18 protein-coding genes are annotated in these 21,624 nt (G+C 69.1%); 11 read left to right on the top strand and 7 right to left on the bottom strand.

Annotated features, from left to right (window positions below):
• A complete protein-coding gene (locus tag HD592_RS00360; RefSeq protein WP_184451227.1) occupies nucleotides 1-1,329 on the top strand; it encodes an alpha-L-fucosidase in 1,329 nt (442 codons plus the stop codon).
• A gap of 53 nt (nucleotides 1,330-1,382) precedes the next feature.
• Here HD592_RS00360 and HD592_RS00355 read toward each other — a convergent pair whose 3' ends face one another.
• Nucleotides 1,383-2,141, bottom strand: coding sequence for a GntR family transcriptional regulator (locus HD592_RS00355; RefSeq protein WP_184451226.1), 759 nt, complete (start codon nucleotides 2,139-2,141; stop codon nucleotides 1,383-1,385).
• A 329-nt stretch (nucleotides 2,142-2,470) separates the two neighbouring features.
• Here HD592_RS00355 and HD592_RS00350 point away from each other — a divergent pair, with 329 nt between their 5' ends.
• Nucleotides 2,471-3,964 (top strand): CoA-acylating methylmalonate-semialdehyde dehydrogenase, encoded by a 1,494-nt coding sequence (locus HD592_RS00350; protein ID WP_184451225.1) that lies wholly within the window; start codon nucleotides 2,471-2,473, stop codon nucleotides 3,962-3,964.
• Between the two features lie 162 nt (nucleotides 3,965-4,126).
• Nucleotides 4,127-5,236: a glycerate kinase gene (locus HD592_RS00345; protein ID WP_184451224.1), complete on the top strand. Its 1,110-nt coding sequence runs from the start codon at nucleotides 4,127-4,129 to the stop codon at nucleotides 5,234-5,236.
• 111 nt (nucleotides 5,237-5,347) lie between these two features.
• On the opposite strand, the gene HD592_RS00340 is transcribed toward HD592_RS00345, so the two are convergent.
• Nucleotides 5,348-6,934: a sugar porter family MFS transporter gene (locus HD592_RS00340; RefSeq protein ID WP_184451223.1), complete on the bottom strand. Its 1,587-nt coding sequence runs from the start codon at nucleotides 6,932-6,934 to the stop codon at nucleotides 5,348-5,350.
• A 174-nt stretch (nucleotides 6,935-7,108) separates the two neighbouring features.
• Here HD592_RS00340 and HD592_RS00335 point away from each other — a divergent pair, with 174 nt between their 5' ends.
• The 5 genes from HD592_RS00335 to HD592_RS00320 all read left to right on the top strand — a co-directional run bounded on the left by HD592_RS00335 (nucleotide 7,109) and on the right by HD592_RS00320 (nucleotide 12,531).
• The gene (locus HD592_RS00335) at nucleotides 7,109-9,448 is read left to right on the top strand and encodes a glycoside hydrolase family 3 N-terminal domain-containing protein (protein ID WP_184451222.1); all 2,340 of its coding nucleotides are present in this window, start codon (nucleotides 7,109-7,111) and stop codon (nucleotides 9,446-9,448) included.
• A gap of 80 nt (nucleotides 9,449-9,528) precedes the next feature.
• The gene (locus HD592_RS00330) at nucleotides 9,529-10,314 is read left to right on the top strand and encodes a TetR/AcrR family transcriptional regulator (RefSeq protein WP_184451221.1); all 786 of its coding nucleotides are present in this window, start codon (nucleotides 9,529-9,531) and stop codon (nucleotides 10,312-10,314) included.
• A gap of 117 nt (nucleotides 10,315-10,431) precedes the next feature.
• Nucleotides 10,432-10,971, top strand: a complete 540-nt coding sequence (locus HD592_RS00325) for a DUF4956 domain-containing protein (RefSeq protein ID WP_184451220.1) — start codon at nucleotides 10,432-10,434, stop codon at nucleotides 10,969-10,971.
• Between the two features lie 29 nt (nucleotides 10,972-11,000).
• Complete coding sequence (locus tag HD592_RS12055; RefSeq protein ID WP_246429950.1) at nucleotides 11,001-11,492, top strand: carbohydrate-binding domain-containing protein; 492 nt, start codon at nucleotides 11,001-11,003, stop codon at nucleotides 11,490-11,492.
• Nucleotides 11,434-12,531: a carbohydrate-binding domain-containing protein gene (locus tag HD592_RS00320; RefSeq protein WP_246430035.1), complete on the top strand. Its 1,098-nt coding sequence runs from the start codon at nucleotides 11,434-11,436 to the stop codon at nucleotides 12,529-12,531. Before HD592_RS12055 ends, HD592_RS00320 begins: the two co-directional genes overlap by 59 nt.
• Nucleotides 12,532-12,610: 79 nt before the next feature.
• Here the strand turns inward: HD592_RS00320 and HD592_RS00315 are convergent, their stop codons facing one another.
• Genes HD592_RS00315 through HD592_RS00300 form a run of 4 tightly spaced genes read right to left on the bottom strand, consistent with a single transcriptional unit; the run spans nucleotide 12,611 to nucleotide 17,413 of the window.
• The gene (locus tag HD592_RS00315; protein ID WP_184451219.1) at nucleotides 12,611-14,236 is read right to left on the bottom strand and encodes an NAD(P)-binding protein; all 1,626 of its coding nucleotides are present in this window, start codon (nucleotides 14,234-14,236) and stop codon (nucleotides 12,611-12,613) included.
• A gap of 4 nt (nucleotides 14,237-14,240) precedes the next feature.
• On the bottom strand, nucleotides 14,241-15,500 hold the full coding sequence (locus HD592_RS00310; RefSeq protein ID WP_184451218.1) for a thiamine pyrophosphate-dependent enzyme: 1,260 nt from the start codon (nucleotides 15,498-15,500) through the stop codon (nucleotides 14,241-14,243).
• A gap of 13 nt (nucleotides 15,501-15,513) precedes the next feature.
• Entirely contained in the window at nucleotides 15,514-16,827 is a 1,314-nt protein-coding gene (porA, locus tag HD592_RS00305) for a pyruvate ferredoxin oxidoreductase (protein WP_184451217.1), read from the bottom strand.
• Entirely contained in the window at nucleotides 16,820-17,413 is a 594-nt protein-coding gene (locus tag HD592_RS00300; RefSeq protein ID WP_184451216.1) for a 2-oxoacid:acceptor oxidoreductase family protein, read from the bottom strand. The genes porA and HD592_RS00300 overlap by 8 nt, the downstream gene beginning before the upstream one ends.
• A 307-nt stretch (nucleotides 17,414-17,720) precedes the next feature.
• On the opposite strand from HD592_RS00300, the gene HD592_RS00295 reads away from it, so the two are divergent.
• From HD592_RS00295 to HD592_RS00285, 3 genes are all read left to right on the top strand, one after another.
• A complete protein-coding gene (locus HD592_RS00295; protein ID WP_184451215.1) occupies nucleotides 17,721-18,863 on the top strand; it encodes a CPBP family intramembrane glutamic endopeptidase in 1,143 nt (380 codons plus the stop codon).
• Between the two features lie 66 nt (nucleotides 18,864-18,929).
• On the top strand, nucleotides 18,930-19,394 hold the full coding sequence (locus tag HD592_RS00290) for a RidA family protein (protein WP_184451214.1): 465 nt from the start codon (nucleotides 18,930-18,932) through the stop codon (nucleotides 19,392-19,394).
• Between the two features lie 86 nt (nucleotides 19,395-19,480).
• Nucleotides 19,481-19,981: a DUF2249 domain-containing protein gene (locus HD592_RS00285; RefSeq protein ID WP_184451213.1), complete on the top strand. Its 501-nt coding sequence runs from the start codon at nucleotides 19,481-19,483 to the stop codon at nucleotides 19,979-19,981.
• A 156-nt stretch (nucleotides 19,982-20,137) separates the two neighbouring features.
• Here HD592_RS00285 and HD592_RS00280 read toward each other — a convergent pair whose 3' ends face one another.
• Nucleotides 20,138-21,616, bottom strand: coding sequence for an NAD(P)(+) transhydrogenase (Re/Si-specific) subunit beta (locus tag HD592_RS00280; RefSeq protein ID WP_246430034.1), 1,479 nt, complete (start codon nucleotides 21,614-21,616; stop codon nucleotides 20,138-20,140).
• Nucleotides 21,617-21,624 lie beyond the last annotated feature (8 nt).

Below are 21,624 nucleotides of genomic sequence, written 5' to 3'. Positions count from 1 at the left end.
ATGGAGTTCGCTCCCACCGAAGTCAACTACAAGGCAAAGTCTTGGTCGGATCTTGAGCGGCCGGTGCCCAGGTGGTACGTGGAAAGTCCGCTCGGATTTTTCGTTCATTGGGGTGCGTATTCGGTTCCAGGCTGGGCTGAAGATCATGGCGAACTCGGCACGGAATCGGACTGGACGGAGTGGTTCACTCATAATTCCTATGCGGAGTGGTACTACAACACGATGAGGATTGACGATTCTCCGGCACAGGTTCGCCATCGCGACCTTTACGGCGCTCTTGAGTATGACTCTTTCCTTGATATGTGGGATGCGTCCGACTGGGATCCTCGATCGTGGGTCGATCTCTTCAAACGCGCAGGTGGGGATTATGCAGTGCTTACGACGAAGCACCATGATGGCATTACGTTATGGGATGCTCCGGAAACCGGCACTCGGAACACGGTCATGCGGGGGCCGAGGCGGAATATCGTCGCAGACTTCTGTGATGCTGTGAGGGAGGCGGGTGTTCATGTTGGCCTCTACTACTCCGGTGGTCTCGACTGGCACTACCGGCCGTTCCCGCCGATTCTCACTCAAGAGCAGTGCGAGAATACCTATCGACCTCGCGATGCCGAGTATGCGCGCTACGCCTTCGTTCAGTCGCGTGATCTCATTGATCGCTATCGTCCCGACGTCTTCTGGAACGACATCGATTGGCCCGACGAAGGAAAGAATTTCGGCGAATTCGGACTCGGTCGGTTGATGGAGCACTTCTACTCGGTCTGCCCCGAAGGAGTAACGAATGATCGTTATGGAGGGGTCCACGCCGACTTCCTCACGTCGGAGTATCAGCATTTCTCGGAGTCAGAAGATGCTGCGATGTGGGAGAACTGCAGAGGCGTCGGTCTGTCCTTCGGTTTCAATCGCAATGAGGGGGCAGACCAGTATCTCGACGGACCTTCTGCGGTCCGGCATCTCGTCGACGTCGTCGCGAAAGGTGGCCGTCTCCTCCTGAATGTGGGACCGAGGGCGGATGGACGCCTGCCCGATGAGCAGCGCGCGGCGCTCGAGGGTTTGGCAGAGTTCATGGGGCCGCACAAGGAAGAGCTCGTTGGTTCAAGGGTGTTGAGAGGAGCGTTCGCATCAGATGGGTGGGCGCGTGCGCTTATTCACGATGATCACGCTGCGCTTGTTGTCGATGAGACCGTGAACGTCATCAGGCACCTTCCCGAAGGGTATGACTGGTCGCGGGCGAGTTCTCGTGAGGCGCAGGTGACATGCGAAGGAGGAAGGCTGCTCATCAAGGCCCGTCCGGGGATTCCGGCGGTCATTTGCGCGCCACGGTCTTGACAGGGAATTCGGCAGGAGAGTGGGCCCCGCCGCCGGTGGGGCCCACTCTCGCGTCAGGACGTCTGCGAGTCGGTGAGCGTGTAGGTGAAGGAGTAGAGCGAGGCGTTGTAGATGTGGCTGCCGTATTCGATGACGCGGCCCGTCGAGTCGTAGGCCGTTCGGACCATGGTGAGGACCGGGTCGCCCGGCTTCATCGCCATCTTCTCGGCCTCTTCGGCCGTGACCGTCCTCGCGCCGATCGCCTGGGTCGCGGAGACGAGGCGGATCCCCCGCTCGCCGAGGCAGGCGTAGAGGCCGTGGTCGGCGAGCTGGGTGAGCGAGGGGGCGACATCGGAGCACAGGAGATTCGTGAGGAGGGCGAGGGGCTGCTCGTCGATGTAGCGGAGGCGCTCGATTCGGACGATCTCGGTCTTCTCTGCGACCTGGAGGAGTTCGGCGTCCTCGGTGTCGGCGAGAGCGACGGAGTAGGAGAGGACCTCGGTGCTCGGTGTAAGTCCGGCGCGCAGGAGGTCGTCGTTAAGGGAGGTGAGCCCAAGGGAGCGGCGGACGTGCGTCGGGGTGACGCGGGTGCCCGCTCCGCGTCGACGGGTGAGGAGGCCCCGTGCAACGAGGTCCTGGAGAGCCCGGCGGGCGGTCGGCCGCGAGACCTCGAGGCGTTGGGCCATGGAGACCTCGTCCTCGATGAGCTGGCCGGGGGCGAGGGTGCCCGTGGCGATGAGCCGTTCGAGGGGTTCGGAAATTTGGCTGTACAAGGGGGCGTCCGCGTTGCGATCGAGGACTAGCGTCGGTGCGTAAGGTTCGTCGAGATTCATGTCAGCACCTCCAAGGTGCGGGAGAAGTGTTCGTTGCCATTGTCTCAATTTGTTCGCACAAAGATTGACATCTCTGCGATGTTGAAGTGACAATAACAGAGTACAAGCCTCCGTCGAAGGAGAAGGGAAAGGAGGTCGGATGAACGCAGCGGTTCGCCCGAAGCACCGTTCAGACCACGACCCTCACCCGAGATGACATAGACCCCCGACGGGACCCTCCCGCCGAGACCGGGGAACTCCGCAGCACGGTCGACGCCGACCGCCGCGCGAAGGTCCCGCCAAGGGATCGGGCAGACCGATCCGAGGACACGAGAGTTGAGAAAGAACCGATGAACACTGTGAAGCACTGGATCGACGGAGCCGAATACGCCGGTGACCCCGTCGGCGTCCGCGACATCATCGACCCCGGCACGGGGGAGAAGACCGGCGAACTGCTCGAGGCTTCGGCCGCCGACCTCGACCACGCAGTCGAGGTCGCCCGCCGCGCCCAGAAGGAGTGGGCGAAGGTCTCCCTCGCCAAGCGGACCGCGATCATGTTCCGCATGCGTGAGCTCGTCCTCGAGCACCAAGACGAGATGGCGCGGCTCATCGTCTCCGAGCACGGCAAGAACTACTCCGACGCGATCGGCGAAATCCAGCGCGGCCGCGAGACCCTCGACTTCGCGACTGCGATCAACGTCGCCCTCAAAGGCGAGTTCTCCTTCGACATCTCCACCGGTGTCGACATCCACACGCTCCGCCAGCCCGTCGGCGTCGTCGCCGGCATCTGCCCCTTCAACTTCCCCGCGATGGTCCCCATGTGGATGCACCCGATCGCCATCGCGACCGGCAACGCGGTCGTCCTCAAGCCGGCATCCCCGACCCCCTCGGCCGCGCTCCTCACTGCCCGCCTCTACAAGGAGGCCGGACTCCCCGACGGCGTCTTCAACGTCGTCTCAGGCAATCGAACCCTCGTCGACGGCATCCTCCGCCATCCCGGCATCGACGCGATCTCCTTCGTCGGCTCGACCCCCGTCGCGCGGATCGTCCAGGAAGTCGGAACAACGCACGGCAAGCGCGTCCAGGCTCTCGGCGGTGCGAATAACCACGCGATCGTCATGCCCGACGCCGACCTCGACTTCGCCGCTCAGCACATCTCCGCGGCCGCCTTCGGCGCCGCCGGGGAACGCTGCATGGCCCTCCCCGTCGTCGTCGCCGTCGGCGGCATCGGCCCCGACCTCGCTCGCCGCGTTCGCGCCCACGCCGAAAAGATCCGCGTCGGATACGGCATGGACGAGGGCGTCGAGATGGGCCCGGTGATCTCCGCGGCCGCGAAGGCCCGCATCACCGGTCTCATCGACGACGCCGAGGCGCGTGGCGCCGACATCGTCCTCGACGGGCGTCCCCTCGTCATCCCCGGGCACGAGAAGGGCTTCTTCCTCGGACCGACCATCGTCGACGGCGTCGGTGTCGACGCCCCCCTCTACTCCGAAGAGGTCTTCGGGCCGGTCCTCACGATCGTCCACGCTGACAGCTACGAGGAAGCGATCAGCATCGTCAACTCCTCCCCCTTCGGGAATGGCTCGGCGATCTTCACGAACGACGGCGGTGTCGCCCGCCGCTTCACCCTCGACGTCGAGGCCGGCATGGTCGGCGTCAACGTCCCGATCCCGACCCCGGTCGCCTACTACTCCTTCGGGGGATGGAAGGACTCGCTCCTGGGCGACACCCACATCCACGGGCCCGAGGGCGTCCGCTTCTACACGCGAGCGAAGGCGATCACGGAGCGCTGGCCCTCCGAGAAGACCTACGCGGCGACGATGTCCTTCCAGCGGGAGGAGTGAGTCGGCCTCGACGAGGCCCCGCTGATCGGGGATCGGAGTCGATCGCGATGCGCGGCGGAGGGGAGCGAGCTCCCCTCCGCCGCGCGCTCGTACGGGTTCCGAGGACGTGAGCGCCCCGCCCGACTAGCGTGAATACGACACGCCGAACACGTGGAGGCACCCATGCGCATCGTCTGCGCCCCCGACTCCTTCAAGGAATCGATGACCGCTCTTCAGGCGGCCCGCGCAATGGAACTCGGCGTCCACGACGCCCTGCCCGATGCCGAATGCGTGCTCGTCCCGATGTCGGACGGGGGCGAGGGATTCACCGACGCCATCGGGCAGGCGTGGGACGCCGAAGCGGTAGAGGTCGATACGCTCGACGCGCTCGGGCGGCCGATTCGCGCCGCCTACCGGCTCGCCGAAGACCGGGCGGTCCTCGACGTCGCGTCCTGCTCGGGCCTCGAGCTCATCGCCCCGCAGGACCGCAGGATCGACCCGGCGAACACCCGCGGATTGGGGATCCTCATCCGGGAGGCGCTCTCGCGCGGGGCGAGGAGCCTCCTCATCGGGATCGGAGGGTCGGTGACGAATGACGCCGGAGCGGGAATGCTCGTCGCCCTCGGCGCCCGCCTCCTCGACGCGGGCGGGGCCGAGGTCGGAGCCTCCCCCCTCGAGCTTTTGCGGGTCGTCCGCGTCGACGACTCCGCCCTCGCCCGCCTCTTCGAAGGCGTCGAGGTGCGCGTCGCCTCCGACGTGACGAACCCCTTGTGCGGGCCGGAGGGCGCGAGCGCGGTTTTCGGCCCTCAGAAGGGCCTCGCGCCTGAGGATGTCCCCGCATTCGATGCGGCGCTTGAGACCTTCGCCCGCGCTTCGGGCCGCTGGGATCTCGCCGCACTGCCCGGATCCGGTGCAGCCGGTGGGCTCGGCTTCGCGCTGCGCGCCTTCCTCGGGGCCGCGCTCGTGCCCGGCCTCGACCTCGTCGCAGAGGCGCTCGGGCTCGCCGAGACGATCGAGGGCGCCGACCTCGTCCTCACGGGCGAGGGGAAGGCCGACGGGCAGAGCGCGCGGGGGAAGACCCCGGCCGGCGTCGCCGCGCTCGCGGGCAGACTCGGCGTGCCCGCTCTCGTCTTCGCCGGTGCGCTCGGGGATGGCGCCGAGACCCTTCTTGATGTCGGGGCGACGCGGATCATTGCGATCTCGACGCCGGACGAACCCCTCCCCGTGGCCCTGCGGCGCGGGCCCGAGAACCTCCGCCACGCGGTGGCGGCTGCCCTTCGTCAGTCGCGCTGAGGAGCGTTTTCTTCAGGGAATCGGTGTGATCGGCATCCTCTGAGGAAGGAGCGCGCCCCGCCCTCGGGAATCGAGGGCGGGGCGCGCCGCGCGGGCGGGGGCGAAAGCCCCTCAGACCCCGTACTTCGAGGCGAAGCCCTCCTCGAGCTTTTCGAGTGAGACCCCTTTCGTCTCGGGCACGACGAAGAGGTAGAAGCAGAGCGACACCACGTTGATCGCCCCGAAAGCGGCGTAGGTCCATGCCGCTCCGAGGTGCGTGATCATCACGGGGAACACGTAGGAGACGACCGCGTTCATCAGCCATCCGCACCCCACTGCGAAGCCCTGAGCGACTCCGCGGATCCGCGCCGGGAAGATCTCCGATACGAGCACCCAGTTCACCGTGCCCGACTGCTTCGCGAAGACGAACAGGGATACGAGGATCACGACCAACCAGGGCCAGAACGCGGGGATTTCGGCGGAGATCGTCCCGTCGGCCAGGGTGTACGGCGCGATTCCGAACGCGAAGACCAGGGCGAGGGTGAACAGGAAGAAGGTGACGCCCGATTCCTGGTAGATGCCCACGTGGCGGCGCTGGAGCCTGCCGACCAGCCACAGGCCGAAGGCCGCGCCGATCGTGGCCACGGCGCCGGTGATGACGTTCAAGGAGATGGAGTCGGTCGTCGAGAAGCCGGCGGCGTGGAGGATCTTCGGCAGGTAGTACATCGCCGTGTTGATGCCGGTCAGCTGGTCGAAGCAGGCCAGGCCGATGCCGATGAGGGTGAGGCGGCGCGTCCACTTCACCGAGAGGGTCCGGAGCAGCGACCACTTCCCTTCGTGCTCCTCGGCGGCGTGGAGCTCGATCATCTCCGAGATCTCGGCGCCGATGTCGTCGAGCTTCGGGTCGCGGATCCGCTTGAGGGAGCCGATCGCCTCGGCGTAGTGGAGATTCGCCGCGTACCAGCGCCCGGACTCGGGCATCATCCGCATGCCGATCCACAGCAGGATCGCGGGGATCGTCGCCAGGACCAGCATCCAGCGCCACGCCTGCCCGTTGCCGCCGATGATCTCGAGGGCGCTCATCGTCTGCGCCGCGTCCCAGGACAGGGACTCCCTGGTTCCGGTGGTGACCTCCGGGCCGCCGTGCCCTCGGGCGAGGGCGGCGTTCATCGAGTATGCGAGGAGCTGGCCGAAGACGATAATGAACTGGTCGAGGGCGACGAGCTGTCCGCGCACGCGAGTGGGCGCCGATTCGGACAGGTAGATCGGAACGGTCGCCGAGGCGCCGCCGACGGCGAAGCCGAGGATCAGGCGGAAGAGGAGCAGGACGGGGATGTTCGGCGAGAAGGTGCAGCCGAGCGTGCCCACGAGGAAGACCAGCGCGAGGAGGAGGATGTTGTGCCTGCGGCCGTAGCGGTCCGAAAGCCGCCCGCCGAAGATGGCCCCGAGGGCGGCGCCGACGGCGAGGGTCGCGCCGACGAGGCCTTCGACGAACTCGTTGAGCCCGAGGCCCCCTGCGGCCCGGGGCATGTACATGTACGGCAGTGCGCCCGCGATGACGCCCGTGTCGTAGCCGAAGAGCAGTGATCCGAAGGTGGCGACCGCTGCGAGGAGGGCGATGCTCCGCTTCTTGCCCGAGGCGGGCGTGGACTCGACGAGGCGGTCGAGATCCTTCCTGCTGGGGCGGGCGCCGATGGGGCCCGGGAGTGTGTGTGTCATGTGGCAATAGTGCTCCTTAGTCGTATGACATGCCGTGTCACGCCCGGCTGCGTTTCCGTGTTCGCGCGCCCCCGGGCCCTTTTCCGGGTGTGGGAAGGGTCGGAGGACCCGGATCCTCCCTTGCTATTTATTTATCGATCGGTAGAATATGTGTGTCGATCGAAGGAGCTCGCCATGAGTACACATGCAGACCTCACCGCCCGCGCCGCCGCCCTCGTCGAGGAGATGACCCTCGAGGAGAAGGCCTCCCTCACCTCCGGCCGGGACTTCTGGCACACGAAGGGGGTCGAACGCCTCGGCCTCGTCCCGCTCATGCTCACCGACGGCCCGCACGGCCTGCGCAAACAAGCCGGAGCATCCGACCACCTCGGACTCAACTCCTCCGTCCCCGCCACCTGCTTCCCGCCCGCCGCCAACCTCGGCTCCACCTGGGACCCCGAACTCGTCCGCGAGATCGGCGTCGCCCTCGGCGAGGAGACCAAGGCCAACGGGGTCGCCGTCCTCCTCGGCCCCGGCACCAACATCAAGCGCTCACCGCTGTGCGGACGCAACTTCGAATACTTCTCCGAAGACCCCCTCCTGTCCGGAGAACTCGCCGCCGCCCTCGTCGACGGCGTCCAATCCCAAGGCGTCGGCGCCTCCCTCAAGCACTTCGCGGCGAACAACCAGGAGACCGACCGCATGCGCGTCGATGCCCGCATCGACGAGCGCACCCTGCGCGAGATCTACCTCCCCGCCTTCGAAACCACGGTCCGCAAAGCCCAGCCCTGGACCGTCATGTGCTCCTACAACAAGGTCAACGGCACCTACGCCTCCCAGAACCGCGAGCTCCTCACGCAGATCCTCCGCGAGGAATGGGGATTCGAAGGACTCGTCGTCTCCGACTGGGGCGCCGTCGACCAGCGCATCCCCGCCCTCGAAGCCGGTCTCGACCTCGAAATGCCCGCCTCCGGCGGACGCACCGACGCGCAGATCGTCCGCGCCGTCCGCGAAGGCGAACTCGACGAATCCGTCCTCGACGCCGCCGCCACGCGCATCGTCACCATGATCCTGCGCGCCGCCGGCACCCCCGCCCGCGAGGACTTCGACGCGAGCGCCCACCACGAACTCGCCCGCCGCGCCGCAGCAGCCGGATCCGTCCTCCTGCGCAACGAGGAGGCCGAGGGCGGCGACGCACTCCCGCTGCGCCCCTCCTCCTTCACCGAGGACAACCCCCTCGTCCTCATCGGCGAGTTCGCACGCACCCCCCGATACCAGGGCGCAGGATCCTCCCAAGTCAACCCCATCCGCCTCGACACCGTCCTCGACTCGCTGCGCGCACGCCTCGGCGAGGAAGCCGTGGCCTTCGCCCCCGGCTTCCACCTCGCCGAAGCAGCGGGCGTTCAGGACCAGGACGGGACCGCGGACCTCGACCCCCGGGAGCTGAGGGAGAACGCCGTCGCCCTCGCCGAGGGCCGCACCGCCGTCCTCTTCCTCGGCCTGCCCGCCAAGAAGGAGGCCGAAGGCTACGACCGCACGGACATCTCACTGCCCGCCGAGCAGATCGAACTCCTGCGGGCCGTGTCCGAAGCGGCCTCCCTCAGCATCGTCGTCCTCTCCAACGGTTCGGCCGTCGAAGTCGAATCCTGGGAACGGCTCGCCAACGCCCTCCTCGAGGCCTGGCTCGGAGGCCAGGGCGCGGGCTCGGCCATCGCCGACATGCTCCTCGGAGACCTCGCCCCCGAAGGCCGACTCGCCGAATCGCTCCCGGCCGAACTCGCCCAGGTCCCCGCCCAACTCAACTTCCCCGGCGAGGCCGGAGTCGTCGAGTACGGGGAGAGGATCTTCGTCGGATACCGCGGCCTCGACGCGATGAACGCACCCGTCGCCCACCCCTTCGGCTCTGGCCTCGGCTACACGCGCTTCGACCTCGAGATCCGCTCCATCCCCGAGCGCCTCGACGCCAGGGGAACGGCCGACGGCGACATCCTCGGGAGCATCCGCGTCCGCGTGACGAACCTCGGCGAGCGCGCGGGCGCCGAGATCGTCCAGCTCTACGTGGGACGCGAATCGCCCTCCGGCATCGCCCGCGCACCGAGGTCCCTCGCCGGATTCGCGAAACTCCGCCTCGAAGCCGGCGAATCGCGCGAGATCGACCTCCCCATCACCCGGCGCGCCCTCTCCCACTGGGACGCCGCCGCTCACGGATGGGCCGTTGAAGAGGGGCGCTGGATCCTCGCCGTCGGCGAGCACTCGCGCGACTCCCGCCATGCGGTCGCAGTCGAGGTCCTCGCCGACGCGGCTCACCCCGAACTCGTCGATCACTCCACCCTCGCCGAATGGACTCGCCACCCCCTCGGCCGCCCCCTCCTCGAAGCGCACGCCCCCGGGCTCACCGCCCTCGCCGAGGACCCCGAGATCGGCGAGATGATGGGCGCGATGCCGCTCGTCCGACTCTCCCGCTTCCCCGGGATGCCGATCACCGAGGCCCAGTACGAGGCGATGGTCGCCGAGCTCCCCGCCCGCGGGGCCTGAACCCCCGCAGCGCCCCGCCGCCCCGGGTCCTCGGAAAGGCGCGGGCTCATGTGCGAGCATGCAGAGGCGAAGGAGGAGCAATGGAAACAGCACACGTCGACCGGAGGCCGGGACGCCCCCGCGCGGGCAGTGAGGACAAGCGCGCGCGGATCCTCGTCGAAGCGCTGAAGGTCTTCGGGGAGAAGGGGTACGAGGGCGCCTCCCTCGCCACGATCGCCCGCGCCGCCGACATCACGAAACCCGGTCTCCTCCACCACTTCGGATCCAAGGAGGAGCTCTTCACCGCGGTCCTCGACGAGCGCGACCGGAGAGCGGTCTCCCTCGGAGTCTTCGACGGGGATCGGAGCATGCGCGAAGTCCTCGACGCCTTCTGCGCCCTGGTCGCCTCCAACGTCGAGGAGATCGAGGGCACCGCCCTCTTCACCGCGATGACCGGCGCGGTCGTCACAGCCGATCACCCCGCGCATGCGTGGTTCGCCGATCACCTCGCCCGGGCGGTGAACGTGCTCGCCCGGGCCTTCGAGCACGGGAAGGCCGAGGGCGTCCTCCGCCCGGACGCGCCCTCCTGGGAGCTCGCCCGCGCGCTCGTCGCCCTCTCCGACGGCCTTCAGGTCCAGATGCTCTGCGCCCGGGCCGACAGGCGCGCGCAGAAGGAGAAACCCGGATCCGAGGCGGCAGGGGGAGCCCTGGCGGGGGCCGAGGGCGCTCCGACCCCCGCCTCGCCCGGAAGCGGCGCCGCCGAGGAGCCTCCCCTCGTCGGCCTCCCCTACGACACCGGCATCGCCGCCGAGTTCCGCGCGGCCGCCGACGCCCTCGTCGCGACGTGGCTCGTCGAGGATGCGGGCTCGGGCGGCGCACAAGGCTGACATCCGCGCCGCCGCCCCGCCCGGGGGCGGAGCACACGCGCATCAGAACCTCCTCACAGACGCCTCATAGGCTCCCGGGGTCAGATAGGGACATCTGAACACCCGTAAGGAGCCACGATGTCCACACTGACGATGATCGGCATCGACCTCGTCGCGATGACCCTCCTCGCCCTCCCCCTCTACTGGCGCCGCCACAAGCGCGCCGACCTCGTCGCCGCGTTCATCAGAGTGAACATCGGCGTCCTCGCCGTCACGATGATCCTCACGCAGGCCACGGTATCGACGGGACTCGGACTCGGGCTCTTCGGCGTCCTCTCGATCATCCGGCTGCGCTCCTCGGAGATCAGCCAGCGCGAAGTCGCCTACTACTTCGCCTCCTTGTCGATCGGGCTCCTCAGCGGAATGGCGGGCGCTCCCGATGCGCTGACCATCGGGCTCATCGCCCTCATCCTCGCCGCTCTCGCCATCGCCGACTCCCTCCTCCTCGGTTCGCAGCGGAGCCAACAGGTCCAGCTCGACCGCGCCATCGCCGACGAGAAGGAACTCGTGGCCGAACTCGAAGCGAGACTCGGAGCGGACGTCCTCAAGACCCGCATCCTCAAGATCGACCTCGTCAACGACCTCACCCTCGTCGAGGTCCACTCCCGCGCGGCCTGAAAGGAGGACCCCGCGCCCCGCACGCGACTTTGCGCCGCCCCCTCGGGGCCCTCAAGCGCTCGCGCCGCCCCCTCGCCTCCCTCGCCGTGATCGCGGCCCTCGCCCTCGGCGCCTGCACGAGCGGCGCCTCCTCCGCCGGGGCCGCCGCGAGCAGCACCGCCACCGCCTCCGAAGCCGTCGCCGCGTCCTCATCGGCCGACGATACGACGAACCCGCCGACCCTGGACGAAGCCCTCGCCGCGAACGCCCGGGCCAGCGCAGTCTCGGATGAGGAGTGGTCCTCCTCGGACGCCGTCGAGGTCGTCCTCTCCGGAACCTCGGCGAGCTCCACCTCGGAGTCCGTCGCCGTCGAGGACGGAACCCTCAGGATCAGCGCCGCCGGCGTCTACCGGCTCAGCGGCTCCTACGAAGGGCAGATCGTCGTCGACGCCCCCGAGGACGCCCGAGTCCGGCGGCGACGGCCTGAAGTCCGACGAAGACGAGGACGCGACCGCGGGCTACGTCCTGATCCGCGGGGGTGAGATCTGCGTGGTCGCAGGCGGCGACGGCATCGTCGCGCACAGCGACGCCCTTCTGGCGGGCGGCTCCATCGACATCGAATCCGGGGGCGGCGCCTCGACGGGCGCGGCTCTCGAGACCTCGAGCAAGGGGGTCAAGACCGGGGTCTACCTCATCGTCGAAGGCGCGGATCTGTCCGTCGACTCCGCGGACGACTCCCTCCACTCCGACGGCGCGATCCGCCTCAGCTCGGGGACCCTCGAGATCGCCAGCGGCGATGACGGGATCCATGCCGAGGTCGCGGCCGTTCTCGACGGGGCCGATGTCACGGTCTCCCAGTCGAATGAAGGACTCGAGGCGGGCCTCATCACCGTCGCCGACGGGAGCGTCGACATCACGGCCTCGGACGACGGGATCAACGGCTCCGGATCCACGAGCGTCGAAGCGGGCGTGGCCGCCGCGGCCGCCTCCTCCGACGAGACCGGCGCCGTTGAGCAGCAGGACCAGCGCCAGGCGGGCCCGGGCGGGGAAGGGGCGGACTTCACCGACTCCGGCGAGCTGGTCACCATCTCCGGCGGTTCCCTCGTCGTGAACGCCGGAGGCGACGGCCTCGACTCGAACGGCTCGATCTCCATCACCGGCGGCACGACGACGGTGTGGGGCCCGACGAACGACGGCAACGGCGCACTCGACTGCAACGGCACCATGAGCGTCACCGGGGGCACCCTCCTCGCAGTCGGCTCCGCCGGCATGGCCGAAGCGCCCTCCTCGACCGAAGGCGCGGGCTGGATCTCCGCGGCCCTCTCGGGCGCCCAGGGATCGAAGGTGAGGATCGTGGACTCGGCCGGAACGGAGATCCTCTCCTTCACGGCGAGCAAGGCCTTCGCATCGATCGTCTACGCCTCAGCGCAGATCACGAACGGCGCCGACTACACGATCGAGGTCGACGGCTCCTCGACCTCGGTGACCGCCGGACAGGCCGCCGCCGGAACGGGCGGGGCGATGGGAGGCCCCGGAGGCCAGGGAGTGCCGGTCGCCCTGGGCGGCCCCAGGGCCCGATGAGGCCCGCGCCGGCGTGAACGGCGTTTTCGGGACCGGCTCCGCAGCGGGGCCGGTCCCGAAAACGCGCCCGGAAGGGGGCTCACACCTGCTCGGGCACCATCGAGATCGCCCCGCAGGGGCACTCCTGCGCGCACACCCCGCAGCCCTTGCAGTAGTCGTACTTGAACTCGTACTCGCCGGGCCGGATCTTCGTGATCGCATTGTCCGGGCACACGCCGAAGCAGTTGTCGCAGCCGAAGCAGTTCCCGCACGACATGCACCTGCGGGCCTCGAAGAGGGCCGATTCCTCGTCGAGGCCCTGGACGACCTCGTCGAAGGTGGAGGCCCGCCGCGCGCCCTCGAGCTTGGCGCGCACCTGATGCGGGGCGTCCGCGTAGTACCAGGGCGTCATGCGCGAGAACTCGGCGTCCGCGTGCTTCGGCGCGGGCGAATAGGCCGTTCCGCGCAGGTAGGCGTCGATGTAGCGCGACGCCTTCTTCCCGTGCCCGATCGCGACCGTCGCGGTGCGCTCCGAGGGGACCATGTCCCCGCCCGCGAAGACGCCCTCGATCCCCGTCATCATCTGATCGCTCACCGTGACGACGCCGTCCTCGATCGTGATGCCCTCGGCGTTCTCGATGAGGGACAGATCCGACTCCTGACCGAGCGCCATGATGAGGGAGTCGGCGCCGAGCTCCTCGAACTCGCCGGTCGGCTGCGGGAAGCCCGACTCGTCGAGCTCCATCTTCTCGATCGTCATCGTCTCGCCGTCGACGTGCTTGATCGTCGAGAGCCAGCGCATCATGATGCCCTCCTCCTCGGCCTCGGCGACCTCCGAGTCGTGGGCGGGCATGCGGTCGCGCGTGCGCCGGTAGACGATGATCGCCTCCGAGGCGCCCAGGCGCCTCGCCGTCCTCGCGACGTCGATCGCAGTGTTCCCGCCGCCGTAGACGACGACCCTGCGGCCGAGCATCGGCTTCTCGCCGACCTCGACGTCCTGGAGGAGGGACACGGCGTCCATGATCCTCGCCGACTCGCCCGCCGGGATGTAGGCGCGGCGGCCGATGTGGGCGCCGACCGCGAGGAAGATCGCATCCCAATGACCGACCTCGTCCTCGATGCTCTCCACCTTCGCGCCGTACTCGATGCTCACCCCCATGTCGAGGATGCGGCGGATCTCCGCATCGAGGACGCCGCGCGGCAGCCGGTAGGCGGGGATGCCGAAGCGCATCATGCCGCCGGCCATCGGGCCCGCCTCCTTGATGTGGACGCGGTGCCCGGCCAGGCGCAGATGGTAGGCGGCCGACAGGCCCGAGGGCCCGGCCCCGACGACGAGGACCGACTTGCCCGAATCGGGGGCCGTCACCGGGACGGTCCACCCCTGTTCGATCGCCTTGTCGCCGAGGAAGCGCTCGATCGCGTTGATGCCGACGGCCTCGTCGACCTGCACGCGATTGCACGCGCTCTGGCACGGGTGGTAGCAGACGCGGCCCATCGTCGCGGGCATCGGATTGTTCCGCATGATCTCCGCCCAGGCGGCCCGGTAGTCGCCCTCCTCGGCGCGGTAGAGCCACTGCTGGATGTTCTCGCCCGCCGGGCACGCCGCGTTGCACGGGGGGAGGAGGTCGACGTAGATCGGGCGCTCCGTCCGCCACGAGCCGGTCTCATTCGCCAGGGACGATCCGACGTTGAGGGTGATCGCGAATGGCTGCTTCTCGATGGTCATGGCCTCACTCCTGCTCCGGGGCGTCGGCGCGCAGCGCCGCCCTCGTTAGGGCCTGCGGTCTGCGAAGGCCCACCTGCACTCCGCTCGCGCCTGCCGCCTCCCGGGCGAGGACGGCGGCTTCGGCCCGCCCCTGCTTCGTCTGGGCGGCCGCGTGGAGGATCTGCTCGTAGCGCCCCTCGGGATCCTCGGGGGCCGCGAGGACGCGGGCGCGCACGTCCTCGTCGAGCCTCTCCTCGTCGATGAGCCCGTAGCGCCGGATGTTGCGGTCCGCAATCGCCTGGAGCCTCGCCAGGGTCTCGGCGTCGCCCCCGCCCTTGAACAGGTGCGCGAAGCGCCGCTGCGGGCGCAGGTACTCCTCGACCGGCGCGGGCCTGCGGATCTTCGTCACCGAGGTGATCTCCCCGCCCTCGGCCTCGAAAACGGGGAAGAGCCCGGTCTGCGTCGCCAGGCGCGCGAGCTTGACCGTGATGTTCGAGGGCGCGCCCCAGCCGAGCGGGCAGGGCACGAGGACGTGGATGTAGCGGGCGCCCCGGTAGCCCATCGCCTTCGTCACCTTGTACTCGAGGTCGCGCAGGTCCGCGACGGTGGCGGTCGCGACGTAGGGGATCTCGTGGGCCATCGCGATCCGGGCCATGTCCTTGCCCTGGCCGAAGCGGTTGCCCGGGTTCGGGCCCACCGGCTGGGTCGTCGCGGTCCGGGCCGTCGGGGGAGTGGCGCCCGAGCGCTGCACCCCCGTGTTCATGTACGCCTCGTTGTCGTAGCAGATGTAGAGGACGTCGTCATTGCGCTCGAACATGCCCGACAGGCAGCCCATGCCGATGTCGACCGTGCCGCCGTCGCCGCCCTGGGCGACCACCCGGGTGCCGCGACCCTTCGCCCGCAGGCCGGCCGCCGCGCCCGCCGCCACCGCGGGGGCGTTCCCGAAGAGGGAGTGGAGCCAGGGGACGGTCCACGCCGACTCGGGGTAGGGGGTGGAGAAGACCTCGAGGCAGCCCGTCGCGTTCACCGCGATGAGATCGCCGCCGGTCGCCGCCGCCGCCGAATCGAGGGCGTAGCGGGCGCCGAGGGCCTCGCCGCAGCCCTGGCAGGCGCGGTGCCCGGAGGTGAGGGTGTTCCAGCGGTTCGGGTCGGACTGGACGGAGCGGTCGCCCTCCTCGGCGAGGCGGTTGCCGACCGCGTAGGAGCCGACCTGGTAGAACTTCACGTGCTCGCGCGCGGGGATCGCCGTCTCCCGCGTCCCGGGGATGCTCGGCTGAACGCTCATCTCCCGACTCCTTTCAGTTGGCCCCGGTCGCCCGCGGCGAGGGCGGTGCGTCGTCCGTTGGCGGCGCGCCGTGCGCGAGGGCCGCGTCGGTTCGGGCGTGCGAATCGCGCATGATGTTCTCCGCGGTCGGGCCCGAGCGTCGCGACGCCGCTTCCCGGGCGAGCTCCGCATCGACGAGCGCGCGGTCGAGGTCGAGGAAGGTCTGCTCCTCGAGGGCTCCTGCGGCGAGATCGTCGAGGAGGGAGTGGAGGGAGGCCTTCGTGATCGGGCGCCCGCCCAGGCCGGCGAAGACCTCGTAATTCTCGATGCTCATGCCGCGCACGGCGCTGCGGCAGTGCGAGGAGACGATCCCGCCGAGCCCGACCGAGAAGGCCTTCTCGACGTTGACGAATCGCGTACAGCCCTTGAGCGCTTCGCGCACAGCGTCCATCGGGAAGGGGCGGAAGCTCGTGATCCCCAGGACCCCGATCCTCTCGCCGCGCGCGCGGCGCTCGTCGACGACGTCCTTGATGGTCCCCAGGACCGAGCCCATTGACACGATGATCGTTTCGGCGTCCTCGGTGCGGTAGGGGCGCACGAGGCCGCCCGATTCGCGTCCGAAGACCTCCTTGAAGTCGGCCGCGACCCGAGGAATGAGCTCCAGGGCCTGCTTCTGGCGGTGGTGGGCGAGGTAGCGGACCTCCGTGTACGCCTCGGGGCCGACCATCGCCCCGATCGACACCGGCTTCGCCGGGTCGAGGACCTGACGCGGTTCGTAGGGCGGGAGGAAGCGGGCCACCTGATCCTCGTCGGGCACGTCGACGATCTCCATCGCGTGCGTGAGGATGAATCCGTCCATGCACACCATGACCGGGATCGAAAGCTCCTCGGCGATGCGGAAGGCCTGAACGTGCAGGTCGGCGGCCTCCTGGTTCGTTTCCGCGTAGAGCTGGAGCCACCCGGAGTCCCGCTGGCTCATCGTGTCCGTGTGGTCGTTCCAGATGTTGATCGGCGCGCCGATCGCGCGGTTCGCGACCGTCATGACGATCGGCAGGCCGAGCCCCGCGGCGTTGTACACGGCCTCGACCATGAAGAGGAGGCCCTGGGAGGCGGTCGCCGTGTAGGTGCGTGCGCCGACGGCGGAGGCCCCGATGCAGGCCGACATCGCGCCGAACTCCGACTCGACGTTGAGGTATTCGCAGCCCTCGAGCCCGCCCTTCTTCACGAGGGCGGAGAGGGCCTCCACGATGTGCGTCTGGGGGCTGATCGGGTAGGCGGCGATCACTTCGGGGCGGCAGGCCGCGACTGCCCTGGCGATGGCCTGCGAGCCCTCGATCTGTTCACGCATCGGCGTTCTCCTTCGTGTTCGCCCCCGAGCGGGAGGCGACCAGACCGTAGGCGGCGCTCGCTGCGGCGGCGTTCGCGTCGCCGACCCCGCCGGGGAATCGCCGGCGGATCGCACCGATCACGGAGTCGAGTGCGATGAGGCCGGTGAGGGCTGCGACGCCGCCGAGCATCACGGCGTTCGGGACGGGGCGCCCGACGTGCTCGCGTGCGATGTCGAAAGCGGGCAGGACGATCGCGTGCCCTGAGGGGAGTGAGTCGACGAGGCCGTCGAGGCCCAGCTCGTGGAAGTCCTTCGTCGAGTTGAGCAGGACGAATCCGTCGGGCTTGAGGCCTGCGAAGACGTCCATGACGGACAGCAGCGTCGGGTCCTGAACGACGACGACGTCGGGTTCGAGGACGGGTTCGCGCGTGCGGATCTCCTGATTGGCGATCCGGCAGAAGGAAACGACGGGGGCGCCGGTGCGCTCCGAACCGAATGAGGGGAAGGCCTGCGCGTGATGCCCGTCCGTGAACGCCGCCATCGCGAGCAGGTCGGACGCCGTGACGACCCCCTGTCCCCCTCGACCGTGGATTCTCACTTCGACCATGTCTTCGACGCTAGGCCGAGCGTCGGCGATGCGGGTGAGATCGCCATGAAGTCGCGGTGTCCTGCCGAATCGCCGGGGTCGCCTCCTGAGACCGGGGGTGACGGAAGGCACAAATTCGCGCGCCCGGCCTTCTCTAATCCCCGATTCGCAAGGGGCGCGCGCGTCTCGGCGCCCGGCCGGAGGCGCATTCGCCGCCGATCGTCGGCGCTTCGGACGCGCATCCCCCGACGAGGACGGGCCCCGACGGAGATGGGGCGCGATGCGGGCTGATGAGGCGTGGAAGGGCGGGGTCCGTCAGACTTGGGGCATGGACATGACACCGCAGCCCCCGAACCCCGTCCAAGTCCCGCACCCCCAGCAGGCCGATCCCCGGCCCCTGCCCCCTCAGCCGGGCGTTCCCGCCGAATGCCCGCAGGCCACCTATCCGCAGGCCGGATACCCCCAGCCGGGCGTTCCTGCCGGATACCCTCAGGCCGGGTACCCGCCCCTCGCCCCCCGGCCCCATGTCCCCGAACAGCCCCGCGTCGAGAAGGCCTCGAAGCAGCCCTGGCCCGCGCCCGGGCACTCCCGCCTCCACAAGTCCGACCGCCCCCGCCCTCGCAGATGGTGGACGCCGCTGCTCACCCTCCTCCTCGGCGGGGTCTCGTGGTTCTTCACCATGATGCTCATCCTGCTCGTCTTCGCCGTCGTCGTGGCCGTGAGGGGAGGCGACATCACCTCACTCCTCAACCTGTTCGAGGGCGGTCCGGCCTCGCTGTCGAACCCGTGGTTCTACATCTTCAACTTCGGGCTCCTCGCCCTCATGATCCCCTTCCTCTGGCTCGCCATCCGAGTCGTCGAAGGCGTGGGCATCGGCGCCCTGTCGTCCATCGAGGGCCGCTTGCGGTGGAAGCGACTCATCACCGCCCTTGGCATGGCCCTGCTCGTCCTCTCGCCCTCGATCATCCTGTCCATCGGCGACACGATCCGCGTGGGCGGCATCCCCGCCGACGCGCTCGAACGGGCGCCCCTGATGTTCGCGATCGTGATCGTCCTCGTGCCCCTGCAATGCGCTGCCGAGGAGTACGTGTTCCGCGGTTTCTTCCTGCGGATCCTCATGGGCTGGGGCGTCCCGGCGCTGCTCGCCATCGTCCTCGCGGTGATCCCCTTCTCGCTGGGCCACATCTACGGGTGGATGGGCATGGTTGACGTCACCGTCTTCGGGCTCGCGACGGGCTGGCTCGCCTGGCGGACCCGGGGGCTTGAAGCGTCGATCGCCCTGCACGTCGTGAACAACATGATCGGAATCGTGTTCGCGGTCCTGGGCGTCGCCAACCCCCTCGACGACTCCGGCATGCCCCTGTGGGTGCTCGGGCTCAGCGTCGGATCGACGATCCTGTACACGGTCATCGTCGACCGACTGTGGGCGGTGCGAGCGGAGGAAAGGCCGGACCGGGCCGCGATCGCCTAACCTGAAGACGCCCTCGTCATGCCCGGGCGCTGAACATCCCGAGCCGCCTGAAACGAAAGGACCGCCATGACCCTCCCCTCCGAAAAGCTCGCCGAGCTCGGCCTCGAACTGCCGCCCGTCGCCGCGCCGGTCGCCGCCTACGTTCCGGCGGTCCTCGACCGGGGCGTGATCCGCACCTCCGGCCAGATCCCCGTCGTCGCGGGCGAGCCGGTCTGCATCGGCGCGGTCGGCGCCGATGGCGCCGACCCGGATGAGGCGAAGGAGGCGGCGCGGGTGTGCGCTCTTAACGCGCTCGCGGCCGCCGCCGAGCTCGCCGGGGGCGTGGATCGTCTGGCCTCGGTGGTGAAGCTGACCGGCTTCGTCGCCTCGCTGCCGGACTTCTACGGTCAGGCGGGGGTCATCAACGGCGCCTCGGAGCTCTTCGGCGAGGTCTTCGGGTCTTCTCACGCGCGTTCCGCAGTGGGCGTCGCCGCACTTCCCCTCAATGTCTCCGTCGAGGTCGAGGTGGAGTTCGCCCTGCGCGAGGACTGACTCCCCGGTGCGCTCCAAGCGGAGCGCGTATAGACTGGCGGGGTACCCCCACCGGGTATATCGTTCCGAGCCTGAAAAGGATCATCATGGCCGACACCCCGCCCACCGCGACCCCCGGGGGCGCGCACCAGACCTTCAAGCTCGTCGCAGCCGACACCAAGCCCGAGAACCTCAAGGCAGAAGGCGGCGGCTGCGGCGGGCACGGACACGGCGGCGGTCGCAGCGCAGGCGGCTGCGGCTGCGGCGGGCACGGTCGTCGTCACGCGGTCGACGCCCCCGAAGCTGTCAAAACCGCGGGCGGCTGCGGATGCGGAGGCCGCGGTCACGGCGGAGGCCAGGCCGGTCGCGCCCGGGCCTCCAGCGACGTCGAGGAACTCGTCATCCATTCGATCCCGAAGCTCGTGCGCCATGCCGCGCTCTTCGCCGCGATCGACGCGATCCCCGTCGGGGAGAACCTCGTGATCGTCGCCCCGCATCAGCCGACTCCCCTGTTCCGCCGTCTGGAGGCCTCCGAGGCCCATTACCGCGTCGAGACCCTCGACGCGGGGCCCGACGACTGGCGCTACCGCATCACCCGCATCTCCTGAGGCCGGCATTCCGCTCGATGCGCGGCGGCCGAGCGCAGGCCGAGAGCGCCGCAGTCCGAGAGGGCTGCGGCGCTCGGCCGCATCGCATCGGGACAGGGCCGGACGGCACCGCCCTCGGCGATCGCGCACGACGCGCCGCACGCCGAAGCGGAAGGGTCACGCGCGGGTCCGGGGGCGTTTGATCTCCACCGCCCGATCGATCGCCTCGACCGTGTCCTTCGCATCGCCGAAGAGCATCGAGGCGTTCGGCTTGAAGAACAGCGGATTCTGCACGCCCGCGTAGCCGGTCGCCATCGAGCGCTTGAAGACGACGACCCTCTGGGCCTCCCAGACCTTCAGGACCGGCATGCCCGCGATCGGCGAACCCGGCTCTTCCGCAGCGGGATTCACCGTGTCGTTCGCGCCGATGACGAGGACGGCGTCGACCTCGGAGAAGGAGTCGTTGACCTCGTCCATTTCGAGGACGATGTCGTAGGGGACCTTCGCCTCGGCGAGGAGGACGTTCATGTGCCCGGGCAGGCGGCCCGCGACCGGGTGGATCGCGAAGACCACCTCCACTCCCCGGTCGACGAGGTCTTCGACGAGGGCGGCCACCGGGTACTGCGCCTGCGCGACCGCCATGCCGTAACCGGGCGTGATGACGACCTTCTTCGCTTCGAGGAGGAGGTCGGCCACGGCCTCGGCGTCGAGCTCGTGGATCTCGCCCTCGGGTGAAGCCTGCGCCGCCTGCGCCGTCGATGCGTCCGTGCCGAAACCGCCGAGCAGCACGTTGAGGAAGGAGCGATTCATCGCCTCGCACATGAGGTAGGAGAGGTAGGCGCCGGAGGAGCCGACGATCGCACCCGTGATGATGAGCAGGTCGTTGCTCACGAGGAAGCCCGTGAAGGCCGACGCCCAGCCGGAGTAGGAATTCATGATCGACACGACGACGGGCATGTCGCCGCCGCCGATCGCGATGACGAGGTGGACGCCGAGGGCGAGGCCGATGAGCGTCATGGCGAGCAGGGCGATCCAGGCGGGCGCCGAATGGTCCGAACGCATGACGAAGAAGACGCCGAGGGCGAGGCAGACGAGCAGGGCCGCGAGATTGAGCTGATTGCGCGCGGGGAGCAGGATCGGGCGGCCCGGGATCGTCCCGTTGAGCTTGAGCCCCGCGACGATCGATCCGGTGAAGGTCACCGCGCCGACGAACACGGACACGAAGACCTCGCCGAAGTGGAAGCCGCCGAGGGCTGCGGCCGAGGCCTCGGGGGCGATGTAGGAGTTGTACCCGACGACGACGGCCGCCAGTCCGACGAGTCCGTTGAAGATCGCGATGAGCTGAGGCATCCCGGTCATCGCGACCCTGAGGGCCCGCCAGATCCCGATCACTCCGCCCAGGCCGATCGCCAGGGCGATGAGCAGGCCGGTGACCAGGGCCCCGTGCGCCGGATCGGAGCGCAGGACGAGGAGGATCGCGGCCGCGCAGGCGATCGCCATGCCGACGGCTCCGGCGATGTTGCCGGCGAGGGCGGTCTCGTGCTTCGACAATCCGGAGCAGGCGACGATGAACAGGATCGAGGCGGCGATGTAGGCGAGGGTCACCGGTTGGGCGAGGGCGGGGATCTCGACGGGGAGGGCTTCCGCGGGCGGCATGAGGGTCA

It is taken from the genome of Schaalia hyovaginalis, from assembly GCF_014208035.1.
GTDB classification, from domain to species: domain Bacteria; phylum Actinomycetota; class Actinomycetes; order Actinomycetales; family Actinomycetaceae; genus Pauljensenia; species Pauljensenia hyovaginalis.
This window is presented reverse-complemented; position numbering and strand designations above follow the sequence as displayed.